Origin of the sequence: Herbidospora yilanensis, assembly GCF_001570565.1 — a bacterium.
GTDB lineage: Bacteria > Actinomycetota > Actinomycetes > Streptosporangiales > Streptosporangiaceae > Herbidospora > Herbidospora yilanensis.
Genome location: NZ_BBXE01000030.1, coordinates 115,269 through 130,487, shown reverse-complemented (window position 1 = coordinate 130,487; position 15,219 = coordinate 115,269). Strand labels below are relative to the sequence as shown.

The following is a 15,219-nucleotide window of genomic DNA, read 5'->3' as shown; positions in this document are numbered from 1 at the left end:
ACGACGAAAAGGCGCTGCCGCCGGAGGTTGGCCTTCCGGCGGCAGCGCCCGATCGGTGATGGACTAGTTGATGTTGAGGGTGAACGTCGAGGTCGTGTTCTTGATGTTCTGGAAGTTGTTGCTGAAGGTCAGGTTGTTGAAGGTCGCGGAGCCGACCGCCGGGCCCTGACCCTGTTCCGGCATCTCGTTGACCCAGATCCCGAAGCCCGACTTGGCGTCGAAGGCGTCGCCGCTCTTCTGCGCCCCCGAGATCGAGACGTTGGTGAAGACGGTGTCGGTGTGGGGGTACTCGGCGGCGCCGTTGTACTTCGTCTGGAACATGATTCCGGAGTACGTCGGGTCGACGATGTCCACGTTGTTGATCCGGATGCCGCGGAACTCCTTGGAGGCCGAGAACATCCAGATGCCCGGGAAGGTCTGGGCACCCCAGAAGTGGCCGCCCGAGCGGATGATCGACACGTTCTCGATGGTCGTCGGCTGGGTGCCGAAGCCCTTGAACTGGTAGCCGAAGTCGAGCGACGAGACCGTGATGCCCGAGTAGCAGAGCGTGTCGGCGATGTAGATGTTGCGGAAGATGTTGTTCTGGCCGCCGTAGACCGCCAGGCCCGCCGCGCGCCACGGGGTGGTCACCGAGAGGTTCTCGAAGAGGTTGCCCGTGTTGTCGCCCTGGACGATGTCGATCGCGTTGAACAGGGCGAAGGCGTCGTCACCCGTGGAGCGGGCGTCGATGTTCCGCACCGTGTTGTTGCGGCTGTTGTTGGTGAAGTTCAGGCCGTCGGCGTACATGTTGCGGATGCGGCTGTTGGTCAGGTTGATGCCGCTGATGTTGGTGCCCCACACCATGACCATCTGGTGTTCGATCCACATGTTGTCGATCGAGATGTCGCTCACGCCGGTCAGGTTCCAGACCTTGCCGGGGCCGTCGTTGCGCGAGGTGTAGTTGCCGAACACCGCGAAGCCGCTGAAGGAGGCGCCGTTGGCCGACGACTGGACGTCGAAGCCGATGTCGGAGTTCTCCTGGCTGGTCGGGGCGTAGAACCTGGTGTACCAGGGGCCGGCGCCGACGACCTTGACGGGCTTGCCGTAGACGTTGAACTTGCTGGCCACCGAGTAGTCGCCGGCGGGCAGGTAGACGCCCTCCCAGCCGGTCTCCATGCGGGCCTTGTCGAGCGCGGCGGTGACGGCCTGCTGGGTGAAGCCGGTCGGCACGACGTACTTCGCCGGGTCGGGGTTGGCGATCGGGGCGACCTGCTCGGTGTTGATGAAGTCGATCGCGTAGTTGGTCGCGTTGGCCGCGTCCTTCTGCAGCTTGATCTTCGTGCCGGGCGGGAACGAGGCGTCGAGGAAGATGTTGGCCTCGTCGTAGATGTGGCGCGGGCCGCCGGAGCCGGGCGAGTTGTTGGGGCTCGCCTCGTTGCCGTACTGCCACATGTACTTCGACGTCATGTTGATCGCCTTGTGGAAGGCGCCGTTGACGTAGACGTTGAGCTCCTCGTTGATGCCGCCGCCGCCGGGGGCGTCGGGGATCGAGAAGCGGGTGACCAGGGTGTTGGTCTGGGCCCGGGTGGTGAACTCGACGAACGCGCCGGTGGTGTTGAGGGTGACGGCGCGGCGGCCGCTGGCCTCACCGCCCAGGTCGCCGATGGTGCGGTTCGGGCCGACGACGCCGGCGCCGCCGCCGCGCACGGCGTCCTCGGCCTCCAGGTGGTCGTACGGCATGTTGGCGCCGCGGCCCACGAAGAGCCCGTTGCCGGTGGTGTTGTTGGCCTGCTTGACCGGCAGCTCGTTGGCGTCGTTGGCGAGCACGACGCGGACCGTGTAGCGGCCGTTGGCGGCCGTCCAGGTGCCGAGGTTCACCGGCGAGGTGGTCGCGCCGGCGGCGATGACGCCGCTGTAGGAGCCGGTCAGGGTGCGGACCACGGTGCCCTGGTCGTTCAGGACGGTCAGGGTGATGCCGTGGGCGCCGCCCGCCGAGGCGACGGTGCCCTGGTTCCTGATGCCGACGCTGAAGGTGACGGTCTGGCCGCCCGACGGGTTGGTCGGGGTCCAGGCCACCGGCGAGGCGACCAGGTCGGAGCTGTCGACCGGGCGGACCACGAGGGCCGTGGTGTTGACGAAGGCGTTGTTGCCGTCGTTCTGCTCGATGATCGTGTTGTTCTCGTCGACCTTGGCGTTCACCGAGTAGGAGGCGGCGTCACGCGGGCCGATGGTGCTCGTCACGGTGGTCTGCGCGCCTGCGGCCAGGGCCGGGACGTTCACCGTGGCGACGCGCGTGGTGTCGAGGTAGAGGTTGACCGACGACGCCGGGGCGTTGGCGTTGCCGTTGTTGCGGACGACCGCCGACAGCGTGATGGAGTCGGTCTCGACCGGCGAGGCGGGCGACCAGGTGGCCGAGGTGACGACCAGGTCGGGGTTGGGGGCCGGGGTGCCGAACACCTGGAACTCGGCGATCTGGCCGGCCGGGGCGCCGGTGTTGCTGGTGATGCGGAGCTGCACGTCGGCCGTGGTCGCGGTCATTGGGATGGTGACGGTGTTCTGCGAGCTCGGGTTGAAGGTGTAGTTGGCCGCCGACACCAGGTTGGTGTAGGTGCTGCCGCTCTGCTCACGGCCCAGGACCTGGATGTTCTGGGTGCGCGTGCCCCACGCCGACGACGGGTTGAGCTTCAGCACGACCGAGGTGACGTTGGCGTTGGCGCCGAGCTTGACGGTCAGGGTGCTCGGCCAGGTGCCCGACGCGCCCTCCCAGTAGGTGTCCAGGTTGTCGTCGTTGGCGTTGGCCGCGACGAACGTGTGGACGTGGCCCGACTCGACCATCTCCTTGCCGGTGGCGAGGTTGGTGCCGGGCTGGCTGGTGCCGGTGCGGGTGACCGAGTTGCTGTCGCCGGAGACGTTGCCGGCGGCGTCGCGGGCCCGGACCAGGTAGGTCACCGTGGCGGTGGCCGGCTGGGTGTCGGTGAAGACCAGCGTGGTGCCGGAGACGCTGCCCGCGGCCGAGCCGTTGCGGATGATGTCGTAGCCGGTCACGCCGACGTTGTCGGTCGAGGCCGTCCAGGTGAGGCGGATCTGGCCGGAGCCGGGCTCGGTGTAGGCCAGGTTGCCGGGGGTGGTGGGCGCCTGGGTGTCGCCGCCCGACTGGCCCTGGCGGGTGACCGAGTTGGAGTTGCCCGAGACGTTGCTCGCGGCGTCCTTCGCGCGGACGAAGTAGGTCACCGTGGCGGTGGCCGGCTGGTTGTCGGTGTAGGTCAGCACGTTGCCCGCGACGCTCGCGATGAGCTGGCCGCCGCGGTAGACGTCGTAGCCGGTGACGCCGACGTTGTCGGTGGAGGCGTTCCACGCGAGCCGGATCTGGGTGCCGCCGGGCTCGGTGTAGGTCAGGTTGCCCGGGGCGCTGGGCGCCTGCGTGTCGACCGGGCCGCTGGGGCCGTACACCTCGAACTCGGAGACCTGACCGGCCGCCCAGCCCGTGTTGGCGGTGATGTTCAGCCGCACGTAGCGGGTGGTCGCGGCCGAGGTGAAGTTGATCGTCACCGTGTTGCCGGTGGCCGGGTCGAACGTGTACCCGGCGGAGGGCACCAGCGTGGAGAAGCTGGAGCCGTTGGCGCTGCCCTGGACCTCCAGGGTCTGGGTGCGGGTCTGCCAGGCGGTGGCCGGGGGCAGCTTCAGCACGACCCGGTTGACCGCGACCGAGGCGCCGAGGTCGACCTGGAGCCACTCGGGGAAGACGTTGTTGTTGCTCTCCCAGTAGGTGCTCGCGTTCCCGTCGTTGGCGTTGGGGGCGACGTAGTTCTGCGAGACGCTGCTGGCGGTCATCGTGCGGCCCGAGGCGAGGTTGCCCGAGGAGCTCGTGACGCCGTAGACCTCAAGGGCCGAGAGCTGCGCGGCGGCCCAGCCGGTGTTCGCGGTGATGTTCACGCGGACGTACCGGGTGTTGGTGGCGCCGAAGTTCAGGGTGACGGTGTTGGCGTTGCCGGGGGCGAAGCTCTGTCCGGCCGAGCCGACGATCGTCGACCAGCCGTTGTTGTCGAGGCTGCCCTGGACCGAGAGGGTCTGGGTGCGGGCGCCCCACCCGGCCGGGAGCTTCAGGACGACCTGGTCGACGTTCTGGGCGCTGCCCAGGTCGACCTGGACCCACTGCGGGAAGGTGCTGCCGGCGCTCTCCCAGTAGGTCTCCTGGTTGCCGTCGGCGACGTTGGATGAGGGGTAGGGGGAGTTCGTGCTGCTCGCGGCGGTGGCCTTACCGGCCGCGAGGTTGGGCCCGCCGGCCGCGGAGACCGGCTGCAGCGGCCCCACGGTCACGACGAGAACTGCCGCGACAAATGCCGCCAGCAGCCGTAACGGTCCGTGCTTTCTCGTCATCGCCTTCTTCTATCTCTCGGCATGGCACTACAGGGGTCGGGGGGTACAGGAGCACGGACGCTGTGCATCCCTGAAGTTGCGAGGAAAAGATAGGAATCAAACATCAGCTTGCAAGATTCTTGCGCAGTGATGGCTGAATGTTACAAGTGTGCTAAGAGGGCGTCAACGGTCAGAAAAACCTGCCCTGATGAGGCGTTACGGGCCGCCCCACTGGATCTTCAGTAACCCACAAGTCGCCCACAAGGCGACCTGAGCATCGTGTGACCCGTGACGACGGTGAGGGTGAGCTGGCGGTTCTCCGCCGACGGCCGGTACGCCGCCTGCCTGGCGGCCGGCGCGGGCGACACGCTGCGCCCGGAGGTGTGGGACTTCACCGGTCCCGACCCGCTGGTGCGCCCGCTGGCCTCGGCCTGCGACGCCGCCACCCAGATCAGCCCGCTCGACGGCGAGCGGGCGCTGCTGTGCCGCAACGACGACGGCCGCCACCGGATCTCGCTGGTCACCCAGTCGGCCGAGACGACGATCACGGCCGGGCGCGGGCCGTACATGCATCTGACGGACGACCTGGTGACGGGCGACGCGGTCCACCGCGTGACCACCCGCGGGCTGGAGCGGCTGGCCGGCCTGCCGCCGGGCGCGAGCGGGCCCGGGGTCGTCCTCGCGCCCCGGCTGATCGGGCTGACCCGGCCGGAGGCGCCCGGCCCGGTGGTGCTCGACCTCTCCGACGGGAGCTGGGAGCTGATGCCCGGCGCGGTCACCGGTGCCCGGGTGCTGCCCGGCGGGCTCGTCGGGATGCCGCCCGGCGGGCCGCCGGGCTTCCGGTGGCGCGGCCGTCCGGTGCTGGACGGGTTGTCCGGGCGGGTCACCGCGCTCGGGGGCGACGGCGCCCGGATCCTGTTGCGGGTGGATCGGGGGGCCCGCTCGCGGCTGGTGGTCTTCACGCCGTCGACGGGCGAGGTGGCCGAGCCCGCGATCCCCGACGGCGTGCTCGGCTCGGCGGCCGCCTTCGACGGAGGCGCGGTGCGGGTGCCGTTCTGCTCCCCCGGGGCGCCCGGGTCGGTGTTGTCGGTGGGTCCCGGCCGGGTGCGGCTCGACCCGCCGGACCGGCCCGTGAACGCGCGGGTGGAGACGCTGTCGGGGATCGAGGCGGTCACGTACGGGACGTGGCAGGACGGGGGGCGGGTCGTGGTGGCGCTGGGCGGGGAGTGGCGGTTCGCCCACGACCCGGTGTTCGCCGCCATGGCCGCCGCCGGGATCGCCGTGGTGGCCCCGGACCCGGCCGACACCGACCTCGACGGCCTGCGCCGGATCGCCCGCGCGATCGGCGGGCGGCCCGCGCTCTACGGCGTCGGCCAGGGCGGCCACCTGGCGCTGCTCGCCTACGCCGCCGAGCCGGCGCGGTGGGCGAGGTGCGCGGTGGTGGCCCCCGACGTGGCGTCCGACCTGTCGCAGCTCGTGCCCCGGCTGCGGCCCCCGCTGATGGTGATCCACGGGTCCGACGACCCGGTGATCCCGGTGGCCCGGTCGCGGCGGCTGCGGGAGCTCGTCCCGGCCCCCGTCGACTACCTGGAGGTGCCCGGCGCCGGGCACACCCCGCTGGCCGAGGCGGGACCGGCGCTGACCCGGCGGCTCACCGGCTTCCTGGCCGCCTGACCCCCGTCCACGGAAGGAGGTGGTCGACAGGACGCAGGAAGCGCCATTCTGAGATCTTCACCGGACGGGGCACAGGCGAGGCCTGTGCCCCGCCTCCGACTCTTCGTGACGGCTTTCGGCCGGTCCGAATCGCAGGCGGTGATCGCCGGACTGTAGTCCGACGTCCGTCGGACTACCATCGAGGCATGACGGCGAGAGTCCTGGAGCACCCCCCGGCCGAGGAGATCCGGCTCGAAGAGGTGCTGCACGCGCTGGCCGATCCGGCGCGGCTGGAGATCGTGCGTTTCCTGGCCGCGGCGGGCGCCGAGGTGCCGTGCTCGGCGATCGACCTGGCCGTCAGCAAGTCGACGACCACCCACCACTACCGGGTGCTGCGCGAGGCGGGGGTGATCACTCAGGTCTACCGCGGCACCTCGAAGCTCAACGGCCTGCGCCGCGCCGACCTCGACCGGCTGTTCCCCGGCCTGCTCGACAGCGTGGTCAACGCGGCTGAGGGGCAGCGCGCCGATACTGGGCCGGCCACTGCCCCGACGCCCTGACGGGCCAGTAGGGGTCGCGCAGCAACGCGCGGCCGAGGAACACCGCGTCGGCCTGCCCGGTGGCCACGATCCGCTCGGCCTGCTCCGGCTCGGTGATCAGGCCGACGGCCGACACCGGCACCCCGGCCTCGGCCCTGATCTGGCGCGCGAAGGGCACCTGGTAGCCGGGCCCGAGCGGGATCCGCTGCGTGGAGGCGTTGCCGCCGCTCGACACGTCGATCAGGTCGACGCCGCGGGCGGCCAGTTCGGCGGCGAGCATCACCGTCTGGCCGGGCGTCCAGGCCGGCTCGCCCTCGGGCAGCCAGTCGGTGGCCGACACACGGAAGAACAGCGGGAGCTCCCGGGGCCAGACCGCGCGCACCGCGTCGACGACCTCCAGGCCGAACCGGGCCCGGTTCTCGAACGTGCCGCCGTAGGCGTCGGCGCGGTGGTTGCTGTGCGGGGACAGGAACTCGTGGATGAGGTAGCCGTGCGCGCCGTGGATTTCGACGACCCGGAACCCCGCCCGCAGTGCCCGCTCGGCCGCCGTGGCGAACGCCTCGACGAGCTTGCCGATCTCGGCCGTGGTCAGTTCGTCCGGTACGGGGTGCGACTCCGAGAACGGGATCGGGCTCGGCGCGACCGGGGTCCAGCCGTGTTCGGCCCCGACCGGGCCGCCGCCGAGCCAGGGCCGGTCGGTCGACGCCTTGCGCCCGGCGTGGGCGAGCTGGATGCCGGGGATCACGCCCTGGGCGTGCACGAACCGGGCGATGCGCTCCCAGGCCGCCTCCTGCGCGTCGTTCCACAGGCCGGTGTCGGCCGGGCTGATGCGGCCCTCGGGTGAGACGGCGGTCGCCTCGGCCATGACGAGCCCGGCGCCCCCGACGGCGCGGGCGGCCAGGTGGGCGAAGTGCCAGTCATGGGGAACCCCGGTGTCCGGCCCGTCGACGGCGGCCGAATACTGGCACATTGGCGACATCCAGACCCGGTTGGGGAAGGTCAGCGACCGCAGGGTGAGGGGCTCGAACAGCACGTCGTCTCCTTATTTCGATATTTATCGTACTATTCAGCCTATGACTGGCTGGACGCGGCACAGCACCCCCGAGTTCGCGGCCATCGCGGCGGAGCACTCGATCCTGCGCTGCGAGATCGGCTCCCGCCTCCACGGCACCACCGTCGGCGACACCGGCGACCGCGACGAGCTCGGCATCTGCGTCGAACCGCCGGAATACGTGATCGGGCTGCGGGCCTTCGAGCAGTACATCCACCGCTCGGTGCCCGAAGGGGTGAGGTCGCGGCCGGGCGACCTCGACCTGACCGTCTACAGCCTGCGCAAATGGATGCGGCTGGCGCTCGACGGCAACCCGACCGTGCTGCTGGCCCTGTTCGCGCCCGACGCGACGGTCACTCCGCTCGGTGAGGAGCTGCTGGCCGAGGGGCCGTCGTTCATCCTGTCCCGGCGGGCCGCCGGCCGGTTCATCGGCTACCTGCGCGCCCAGCGCGGCCGCGGCCTCACCCCGAAGGCGGCCGGGCACATGGTCCGGCTCGGCCTCCAGGGCGCCGAACTGCTGGAGACGGGCCGGATCACGCTGCCGATGCCGCGGCGCGACGTGATCGTGGCCATCCGGACCGGCGAGATCGGGCGCGAGGAGGCCCTCGCGATGGCGGCGCGGCTGGAGCGGCGGCTGGCCGAACTGGCGCCGGTGAGCGTGCTGCCGGAGCATCCGGACGAGGCGCGGGCCGACGCGTGGCTGGTGGACGCGTACCGGAGAACCTGGGCCTCCACCCAGGTGGATGCCCGGACGCTCCGGGCTGTTCGATAGGGCCGGTGCGCCGGCATCACCCGAGGCGGTGCCGACGCAGTTCGGCCACCAGGATGAGCTGATCGGCGTTCATGACGCCCCTTCACCCTGGAGGAGTTCGTCCATGGTGGCGGTGAGTTCCCGCCATGAGCCGGCCAGCCGGGCGCGCAGGACCCGGCCCTCGTCGCTGAGCGTGTAGTAGCGGCGGGGCGAACCGCCGTCGGTCCGCCACTCGCTGACCAGCGCGCCCTGGTTCTCCAGGCGGCGCAGCAGCGGGTAGAGGGTGCCCTCTTCGATCGCCATGCCCTGCTCGGCGAGGGCCTGGCGCAGCTCATAGCCGTAGCGGAAGGTGCCGAGCTGGGAGAGGACCGCCAGCACGATCACACCACGCCGGAGTTCGGCCTCCATGATGTTCCACACAGTACTGTGCGCCGCACAGTACAACAAGTCCGCTGATTTCATGATCATTACGGCGACCTGAGCGGTAACCTAGATCGAAATTTCCCACCCGATCAGGAGAACTCCGCGATGGTCACCGACGTGCCGGACCCGGCGGCGCCGGAATCGCTCCGCAAGGACCAGCGGGAACGCCGCGCCCGCATCGTCAGGACCGGCCTGCGCGCCCTGTCGGGCAGCGACTACGACAAGATCAAGGTCTCCGACGTGGCCCGCGACGCCGAGGTCGCGCTCGGCACCCTCTACCGGTACTTCTCCTCGAAGGAACACCTCTTCGCGGCCGTCTTCGCCGAATGGCAGGACGACCTGCGGCGCGGACTCGGCCGCGCCGCCCCGGCGGGCGGCACCGAGGGCGAGCGCCTGCGGTCCGTCCTGCACGCCACCGTCCGCGCGTTCCAGACGCAGCCGCAGTTCTACCGGCTGATGATCGTCCTGCAGACCACCGACGACCCCCGCGCCGCCGAAATCTACACCCCGCTCGACACGCTGTTCGCCGACGTCATGCGCGCGGCCGCCGACGACGTGGACGAGACCGTCGTCTCGACCCTGCGCGCCGTCGCCGACCAGGGCTTACGCGCCTGGATCAGGGGACGGCTGCCGATCGAGGCCGTCTACCAGGGCATCGACGACACCCTCGGACTGATCCTCCCCCGCTGACTACTTCGTCGTCTTCCGGCTCCGCCTCTTCGGATCGCCCTTCGGGGTGATCTGGTTCTTCGCCTTGCGCTTGGCGAAGCGCACCACGGGCGGATCGCCGACGTCCTGGACCTCGGGGAGCCGGAGACCACTCGACCGGGTCACCCGGGTCGTCTGACGGGGCGTCTGGCGAGGCGTCTGGCGGGGTGTCTCACGAGGCCCCGCGCCGGCGCGGGCCGGTCGCTCGCCGGGTCGCCGAAGATGGCCGTGCCGCCCTGCCGGGCCAGTTCGAGGTCGTAGACGTCGAGGTCTTCCCCGATGGCGCCGAAGAACTCCTCGATCTCGTCGCGGACGCCCTTGTCGGCGTCCATGACGTGCTTGACGACCGTCCCGGCCAGGATCTTCTCGGCCGAGGCGGTGTCAGGGGGGAAGCCGAGGAGCCGGGCGAGAGCCGTCCAGACGATGCCGTCGTCCTTGTGGGGCACGCTGTCGAGGGCCATCAGGAGCTCGCCGGGGGTGGTCGCCTCGCTGACGCCGTGGACCTTGCCGAACCAGGCCTCGTAGCCCTTCTCGGTGTAGAGGTCGTCGACACCCCATTCGTCCAGCAGCTCCTGGGCCACCGTGTCGCCCTGGTCGATCCGGTCGGCGAAGACCTCCAGCCCTCGGTCCTGGCCAGGTCGAGGATCGGGATGGAATCCTCCTCGTCGACCTCCATCTCGGCGTGCTTGTCCTTGAACACCTGCGGATTGTCTCCGATCCGGGCGCGCGCCTGAACCGTCCGGAAGGATAGAGGCGTATCCACGCCGGCCGGACGTTTCACGAGGGGGTGGGCCCCGCCCATGCGCCACGAATACTGCCTGCACTGCGACGCCGAGACGGTCGAACCGGTCACCGAGTCGGGCCGCGTCCGCCGCCGCTGCACCACCTGCGGCCAGACCGCCGACCGTTCGCTCGTCGTCGACACGGCCCTGCGGATGTGGCACGAGACGGCGGGCGTCTTCGTCCGCGACCCGTCGGGCCGTTTCCTGTTCTTCAACCGGATCGCCTTCCCCTACGCGCTGACCATCCCGGCCGGCCACGTCGAACACGGCGAGTCGCCCGAGGTCAGCGCGGCCCGCGAACTCCAGGAGGAGACCGGCCTGCGCGCGGTGTCCCTGTCGCTGATCGCCACCGAGCCCATCGACGGCGACCAGTGCCGCCGGGGAGCCGACGGGCACGTGTGGCACACCTTCCTGACGACGGTCGGCGCGGAACCACCGGTGGCGCTCGACGAGGGCGAGGGCGACGCCTACACGTGGCTGACCCTGGCAGAGGCGGCGGAACACGACCTGACGTTCGCGGCCCGCCACCTGATCGAACACCACGCCGACCGGCTCATGGCGTGAGGCCGCCGCCTAGACCTGGATCGACTGCCGCCATTCCAGAGCTTCGGGCAGGTCACGATATTCGAGCAGGTGCTGACCGGCGATCTTGCCAAGCAGGTCCTTCACCTCGGCCGGTGTGACCCGGAAGAACTCCCGCCGGGTGTTCACCTTGTTGACCCGCCGGTCGCTCAGGGCATCGTGCAGACGACCCTCCAGGCCGACAGCGTCGTCGCTGAAGATGAGGGCGTGGGTGTCGAACTTGAACGGCACCGAGGCGTCCCCGAGTTCGCGCACACGGTCCGCGGGTTCCAGGCGACGGGTCATGCCGATCTTGACGACGTCCTCGCCGAAGGCGCCGATGTTCGAGATCACGTAGACGTATCCGGCCCTGATGTTGGCCTCACGGGCCTCGACGTCGGTGACCGCGGCGCCGATCTCCTCCAGTTTCGCCTTCACCTCCTCGGCGGCCGCGGCGTCGCCGTTGGCAAGGAGTTTCGCGAGTGCCGATCGGTAGTGGGCCTCCTCCTTGCGGAGCCTGGCCTTCTCGCGTTCGAACTCCCGCCGCGCCGCCTCCTCCTCACGCTGACGCTCTCGCTGCGCCCGGACCAGTTCCTTCTCCTCCTCCTGTTTGGCGAGGTGGTCGGCGGTGAGTTCGAGTTCGTGCACGCGAAGGCGGTGGTAGTCGGCGCTGACGTGAATGCTCATCGTCTTGCCCAGCTTGACGATCATCTCGACGGCCTTCTCCAGCCGATCGATCGCCGACTGGAGCTTGTACGGGCGCATCGTGCGCACACAGTTGTCGGCTTCGGCGTTGTAGGCGCGGAGCATCAGCTTCGAGAAGTCGCGGACCATCCGGCGCCCTTCGACGGCCGATCCGTTGACGGTCCAGTTGGTCGACCCGAGTACGGCGCGGTTCTCCTTGGTCATCTCCTTGATGCGGGTCTTCACCTGGGCCAGCCGGTCTTTGTAGGCCACCGCGTCCGACAGGGGGTGATGGTATTCGTACACTCCAGCCTCTTGGAGCAGCGCGACCTCTTCGGTCCGCACGGTCCGCTGTTCGATCTCGGACAGCCGCCGGGTCGCCTGGTCGAGCGCCGAACGCATCGCCTCGTACTGCTGGCGGAGCTGCTCGGTCATCGCGGCGATGTTCACGGCGTCCAGGCCGTTCATGCGCTCGACCCATGCGCGCAGTTCGGCGTTCTCGGCTTCGAGTTGTTTCTTCCCGCCGCCGAAGAGGCCGCCGGACGCCGGGCGGGGAGGCGGCGGGGCTTCCTGCACCGGCACCCAGAAGTCCCACCCGGCCGGAGCCGGGGCCCAGGTGGGATCGGGCTGCCAACCGTGCGGGGGAACCCATCCGGCGGGGGGCACGGGCCAGCCTGGCGGTGTATTGAACCGGTATTCCACGATGATGCCCCTTGCGCACGACGCGAGACGTTTCTCACAAGACCCGCATACATCAGAGCTGGTTTACCGAATCACCGAGGTCGGCCCTTCCTCCACTTCCACAATTCGCCAAATGGGGCAAATCGCATTTCAGTCGGCTGCCTGAAAATTGGCGTTCAGGCCGACCGAACCAGTTCACGAGCAGCGGCGCCGCCACGTCCTGTCACGGGGTCGGTGCCGGAACGCTCACCGCGCCGGAGTACGCACCACCTGCACTCCGTCGAGCGCGCACACCGCGTTGGGGATCAGCACGGCCACGCCGTAGTACTCGCTCACCAGGTATTCGGTGACGGCCTGCCGCGTGGTGCCGAGTTCGCGCACGACCGGGGTCCGCGACGGGCGCAGTCCGACCACGCCCTGGCGCTTCTCCCCCGGCCGGACCACCAGGATGCTCGTCGTGTGGTCGGCCGCGATCGGCAGTTTGTCGCACGGCAGGAACGGCAGCCCGCGCCAGCCGAGCACCCGCCGGCCCCCGAACTCGACCTCGTCGGGCCGCACGCCGAACCGGTTGCACTCGCGGCCGAAGGCCGCGATGGCGCGCGGGTGGGCCAGGAGGTAGCGCGGCGAGGTCTGCTTGCAGATCAGGCCGTCCAGGTCGAGCGGGGTCGGCGGGCCCTGCGCCGTGACGCGGTGGCGGGCGGGCGGGGCCTGGAGGAGCTCGCGGGCGAGGTCGTGTTCCCTGCGTTCGGCCAGGGCGTCGAGGGTCAGCCGGAGCTGCTCCTCGTACTGGTCGTGCGGGTCGTTGTAGAGGTCGCCCACCCGGCGGTGCACGCGCATGATCGTCTGGGCGGCGGTCAGCTCGTATTCGCGCGGGGGGTGGCCGTATTCCACGTACATGCCGGGGATCTCCGGCTCGCCCATGTGGCCCGCCGTGACCCGCACTCCCGGTTGGGAGCTGCCGCGGCGGGCGATCGTGCGGCGCAGGGTGCCGGTGCGCCGGTAGGTTCCGCCGGGGAGGTCGCGCCACTCCAGGATCTCCAGCAGCCATCGCGGGGTCGTCGACGCCGTCTGCGGCCGGGTCTTGGTGGTCGTGGCCAGGGTGCGGGCCGCGTCCGTGGTCAGGCTGGTCGCCACGCGTGTGCTCCTCTCGTGCCCAAGCCCGACAGGCCCAGCCGGGTGTGTTCGCCGAGGTCGCCGCCCAGCCACGTCCGCAGCGCGCTGACATAGGCGTCGGGGGCGTCGGCGGCGAGGCGGTCGAACTGGGCTCGGCGGGCGCTCAGCAGGTCGCCGACCACGTCGGCGGCCTGTTGCAGGTCGCATCCGAGCAGCCGCCCCAGGGCCAGCACCCCGTTGCTGACCTCGGTGGGCACCCCGATCCTGTCCCGGTACGTCACCAGGTCGCGCCGCGCCGTCGCCACGTCGGCGAAACACTCCTCCAGCGCGCCTCGGCGGGGAGCCGGGAGGCCCAGGCCGTACACGACCAGATCCACCATCAGCCCGGCGTGCTCGGCCCGGCGGGTCTGCAGGAGGTCGACCGGGTCGGGGACCCGCTCCCGGGCGCTGTTGCCCAGTTCCCACTCACGGACCGCGACCAGACGCTCGAAGTGGGCCGCGTCGAGCGGGGCCCTCCCCCACAGGTCGCGCAGGCCGCGTTCGACCGGGTTGGCCGGCGCGGGCGGGGTGCCGGTGAGGAACAGCGGCAGCCGCCGGAGGAACGCCCTCCCTCCGGCCGGGTCGCGCCGCGCCTTGAACAGCCGGTCGACGGCGGTGTCGAGGGCGGCGAGGAAGACGTACCACTGCGAGAGCACCTCAAGCCGGTCACGTGGCACGCCGCCGTGCGCGGTGACCGCCCACGACACCGCCTGCGGCGAATAGGGCAGGCCCATGCGCCGCGCCCAGTCGGCCGCCGCGGTCCGGGCCGCGCCGGCGAACGGGCTCGGGGCGGACCTCTCCTGCGGCGGCGGCCGGAAGAAGACGCGCCGGTCGACCGGGCGGTGGCCCGCCCACAACCGGGCCGCCGACGTGCCGAGCCCCATCGGATTACGCCACACCGGGACCCTCGGGTCGGCGCCCCTGGTCGCCTCGTTCATGTACCGCGAGGAGCGCAGATGCCACTCGTGGGAGCCCGCGTTGGCGTCCTGCAGCGACCGGGCGACGGTCACCACGGCCAGACGCTCGGCCGGGGTCAGCGGCAGGTCCGGCAACTCGGTCAGCAGCGTGCTCTCGAACTGCAGCAGCCGCGACGTGATCAGGTCGTTGGTCGTGTCGGCGGCCTCCTGCGGGGTCATCCCGAGGAACTCCCGCAGCACCAGGACGAAGTTGTTGAGCTCACCCTCCTGCTCGGTCTCCCGCTGGTAGGAGAACACGTCGTTGAGCAGCACCTGCGCGTCGGTGAAGGTGTCGCGCATCACCTGGACCGGCCGCGACGCCCACACGTGATCGGGCAGCGGGGTGCCGTTGACCAGCTCGACCAGGTCGGCCACCCACCGTCCCGCGCCCGCGCCGCGCCGCCGTTCGAGGTAGTCGATCGGGTTCGGCACCCGCCCTTCGGCCAGGTTGCCGAGTTCCCAGAAGGCGTCGTCCATCTGCGCGAACGTGTTGTCGCCGAACCGCCGCCGCCACTCCTCGGTGCTGCCCGGCACGGTCCGCGCCCACAACTCCCGCAGAGTCGCCTGTACGGGGTCCGCGGCGGCCGGCACCGGCTGCGACAGGTCCACCGGCATGAAGGCGCGCACGCCTTCCAGCCACGCCGCCGCGCCAGCGACGTCGCCGGTCGCCTTGTAGTGACGCAGGAACCAGTCGTCGAAGTAGAACCCCCAGACGTACCAGTCGGTCAGCAGGTCGAGCCGGTCCGGGCTCGCGTCCGGGAAGCAGTACGCGGCGAACAGGGCAAGATCGATGGAGTCGGCCCAGGCCGCGTCCCAGACGCTCTCGTCGACGAGCCCGTGCCGGGCGGCCCAGGCGCGGTTGTGCGCGCGGGCCTCCTCGACGTGCGGGTTCAGCCTCGGCGGCCAGGGGCGGTAGAAGTCGGGCAGTTCGAAGGGCCGCATT

13 protein-coding genes are annotated in these 15,219 nt (G+C 70.6%); 5 read left to right on the top strand and 8 right to left on the bottom strand.

The genetic code is table 11. The annotated features are described in order from the left end of the window. Nucleotides 1-63: 63 nt before the first annotated feature. A complete protein-coding gene (locus AW273_RS24325; protein ID WP_062352353.1) occupies nucleotides 64-4,356 on the bottom strand; it encodes a discoidin domain-containing protein in 4,293 nt (1,430 codons plus the stop codon). Nucleotides 4,357-4,623: 267 nt separating this feature from the next. On the opposite strand from AW273_RS24325, the gene AW273_RS39185 reads away from it, so the two are divergent. Next, entirely contained in the window at nucleotides 4,624-6,009 is a 1,386-nt protein-coding gene (locus AW273_RS39185; RefSeq protein WP_157556092.1) for an alpha/beta fold hydrolase, read from the top strand. A gap of 185 nt (nucleotides 6,010-6,194) precedes the next feature. Beyond that, on the top strand, nucleotides 6,195-6,548 hold the full coding sequence (locus AW273_RS24315) for an ArsR/SmtB family transcription factor (RefSeq protein ID WP_062352347.1): 354 nt from the start codon (nucleotides 6,195-6,197) through the stop codon (nucleotides 6,546-6,548). On the opposite strand, the gene AW273_RS24310 is transcribed toward AW273_RS24315, so the two are convergent. Beyond that, nucleotides 6,490-7,506 carry an NADH:flavin oxidoreductase/NADH oxidase gene (locus tag AW273_RS24310; RefSeq protein WP_062352452.1) on the bottom strand — a complete coding sequence of 339 codons (1,017 nt, stop codon included), beginning with the start codon at nucleotides 7,504-7,506 and terminating at the stop codon, nucleotides 6,490-6,492. The two genes, AW273_RS24315 and AW273_RS24310, sit on opposite strands and share 59 nt — an antisense overlap. A 94-nt stretch (nucleotides 7,507-7,600) precedes the next feature. On the opposite strand from AW273_RS24310, the gene AW273_RS24305 reads away from it, so the two are divergent. Further along, nucleotides 7,601-8,350: a nucleotidyltransferase domain-containing protein gene (locus AW273_RS24305; protein WP_062352344.1), complete on the top strand. Its 750-nt coding sequence runs from the start codon at nucleotides 7,601-7,603 to the stop codon at nucleotides 8,348-8,350. Nucleotides 8,351-8,419: 69 nt separating this feature from the next. On the opposite strand, the gene AW273_RS24300 is transcribed toward AW273_RS24305, so the two are convergent. Continuing rightward, a complete protein-coding gene (locus AW273_RS24300; protein ID WP_157556090.1) occupies nucleotides 8,420-8,737 on the bottom strand; it encodes a PadR family transcriptional regulator in 318 nt (105 codons plus the stop codon). Between the two features lie 120 nt (nucleotides 8,738-8,857). Here AW273_RS24300 and AW273_RS24295 point away from each other — a divergent pair, with 120 nt between their 5' ends. Beyond that, nucleotides 8,858-9,442: a TetR/AcrR family transcriptional regulator gene (locus AW273_RS24295; RefSeq protein WP_062352339.1), complete on the top strand. Its 585-nt coding sequence runs from the start codon at nucleotides 8,858-8,860 to the stop codon at nucleotides 9,440-9,442. Here AW273_RS24295 and AW273_RS37415 read toward each other — a convergent pair whose 3' ends face one another. Beyond that, on the bottom strand, nucleotides 9,443-9,586 hold the full coding sequence (locus tag AW273_RS37415; protein ID WP_157556088.1) for a hypothetical protein: 144 nt from the start codon (nucleotides 9,584-9,586) through the stop codon (nucleotides 9,443-9,445). Continuing rightward, nucleotides 9,583-10,041 carry a hypothetical protein gene (locus AW273_RS24290; protein WP_062352337.1) on the bottom strand — a complete coding sequence of 153 codons (459 nt, stop codon included), beginning with the start codon at nucleotides 10,039-10,041 and terminating at the stop codon, nucleotides 9,583-9,585. The genes AW273_RS37415 and AW273_RS24290 overlap by 4 nt, the downstream gene beginning before the upstream one ends. 219 nt (nucleotides 10,042-10,260) lie before the next feature. On the opposite strand from AW273_RS24290, the gene AW273_RS24285 reads away from it, so the two are divergent. After that, nucleotides 10,261-10,806 (top strand): NUDIX hydrolase, encoded by a 546-nt coding sequence (locus AW273_RS24285; protein WP_062352335.1) that lies wholly within the window; start codon nucleotides 10,261-10,263, stop codon nucleotides 10,804-10,806. 9 nt (nucleotides 10,807-10,815) lie between these two features. On the opposite strand, the gene AW273_RS24280 is transcribed toward AW273_RS24285, so the two are convergent. From AW273_RS24280 to AW273_RS24270, 3 genes are all read right to left on the bottom strand, one after another. Continuing rightward, nucleotides 10,816-12,069 carry an SNIPE associated domain-containing protein gene (locus AW273_RS24280; protein ID WP_232327565.1) on the bottom strand — a complete coding sequence of 418 codons (1,254 nt, stop codon included), beginning with the start codon at nucleotides 12,067-12,069 and terminating at the stop codon, nucleotides 10,816-10,818. 345 nt (nucleotides 12,070-12,414) lie between these two features. After that, a complete protein-coding gene (locus AW273_RS24275; protein ID WP_062352332.1) occupies nucleotides 12,415-13,302 on the bottom strand; it encodes a hypothetical protein in 888 nt (295 codons plus the stop codon). Continuing rightward, nucleotides 13,287-15,218: a terpene synthase family protein gene (locus tag AW273_RS24270; protein ID WP_062352330.1), complete on the bottom strand. Its 1,932-nt coding sequence runs from the start codon at nucleotides 15,216-15,218 to the stop codon at nucleotides 13,287-13,289. Before AW273_RS24270 ends, AW273_RS24275 begins: the two co-directional genes overlap by 16 nt. Nucleotide 15,219: the final 1 nt, after the last annotated feature.

What these genes read in the sequence shown, in the direction of transcription:
- AW273_RS24325 (WP_062352353.1), bottom strand. Translation starts at nt 4,356, where the DNA reads ATGACGAGAAAGCACGGACCGTTACGGCTGCTGGCGGCATTTGTCGCG.
- AW273_RS24315 (WP_062352347.1), top strand. Translation starts at nt 6,195, where the DNA reads ATGACGGCGAGAGTCCTGGAGCACCCCCCGGCCGAGGAGATCCGGCTC.
- AW273_RS24310 (WP_062352452.1), bottom strand. Translation starts at nt 7,506, where the DNA reads ATGTCGCCAATGTGCCAGTATTCGGCCGCCGTCGACGGGCCGGACACC.
- AW273_RS24305 (WP_062352344.1), top strand. Translation starts at nt 7,601, where the DNA reads ATGACTGGCTGGACGCGGCACAGCACCCCCGAGTTCGCGGCCATCGCG.
- AW273_RS24300 (WP_157556090.1), bottom strand. Translation starts at nt 8,737, where the DNA reads ATGGAGGCCGAACTCCGGCGTGGTGTGATCGTGCTGGCGGTCCTCTCC.
- AW273_RS24295 (WP_062352339.1), top strand. Translation starts at nt 8,858, where the DNA reads ATGGTCACCGACGTGCCGGACCCGGCGGCGCCGGAATCGCTCCGCAAG.
- AW273_RS24285 (WP_062352335.1), top strand. Translation starts at nt 10,261, where the DNA reads ATGCGCCACGAATACTGCCTGCACTGCGACGCCGAGACGGTCGAACCG.
- AW273_RS24270 (WP_062352330.1), bottom strand. Translation starts at nt 15,218, where the DNA reads ATGCGGCCCTTCGAACTGCCCGACTTCTACCGCCCCTGGCCGCCGAGG.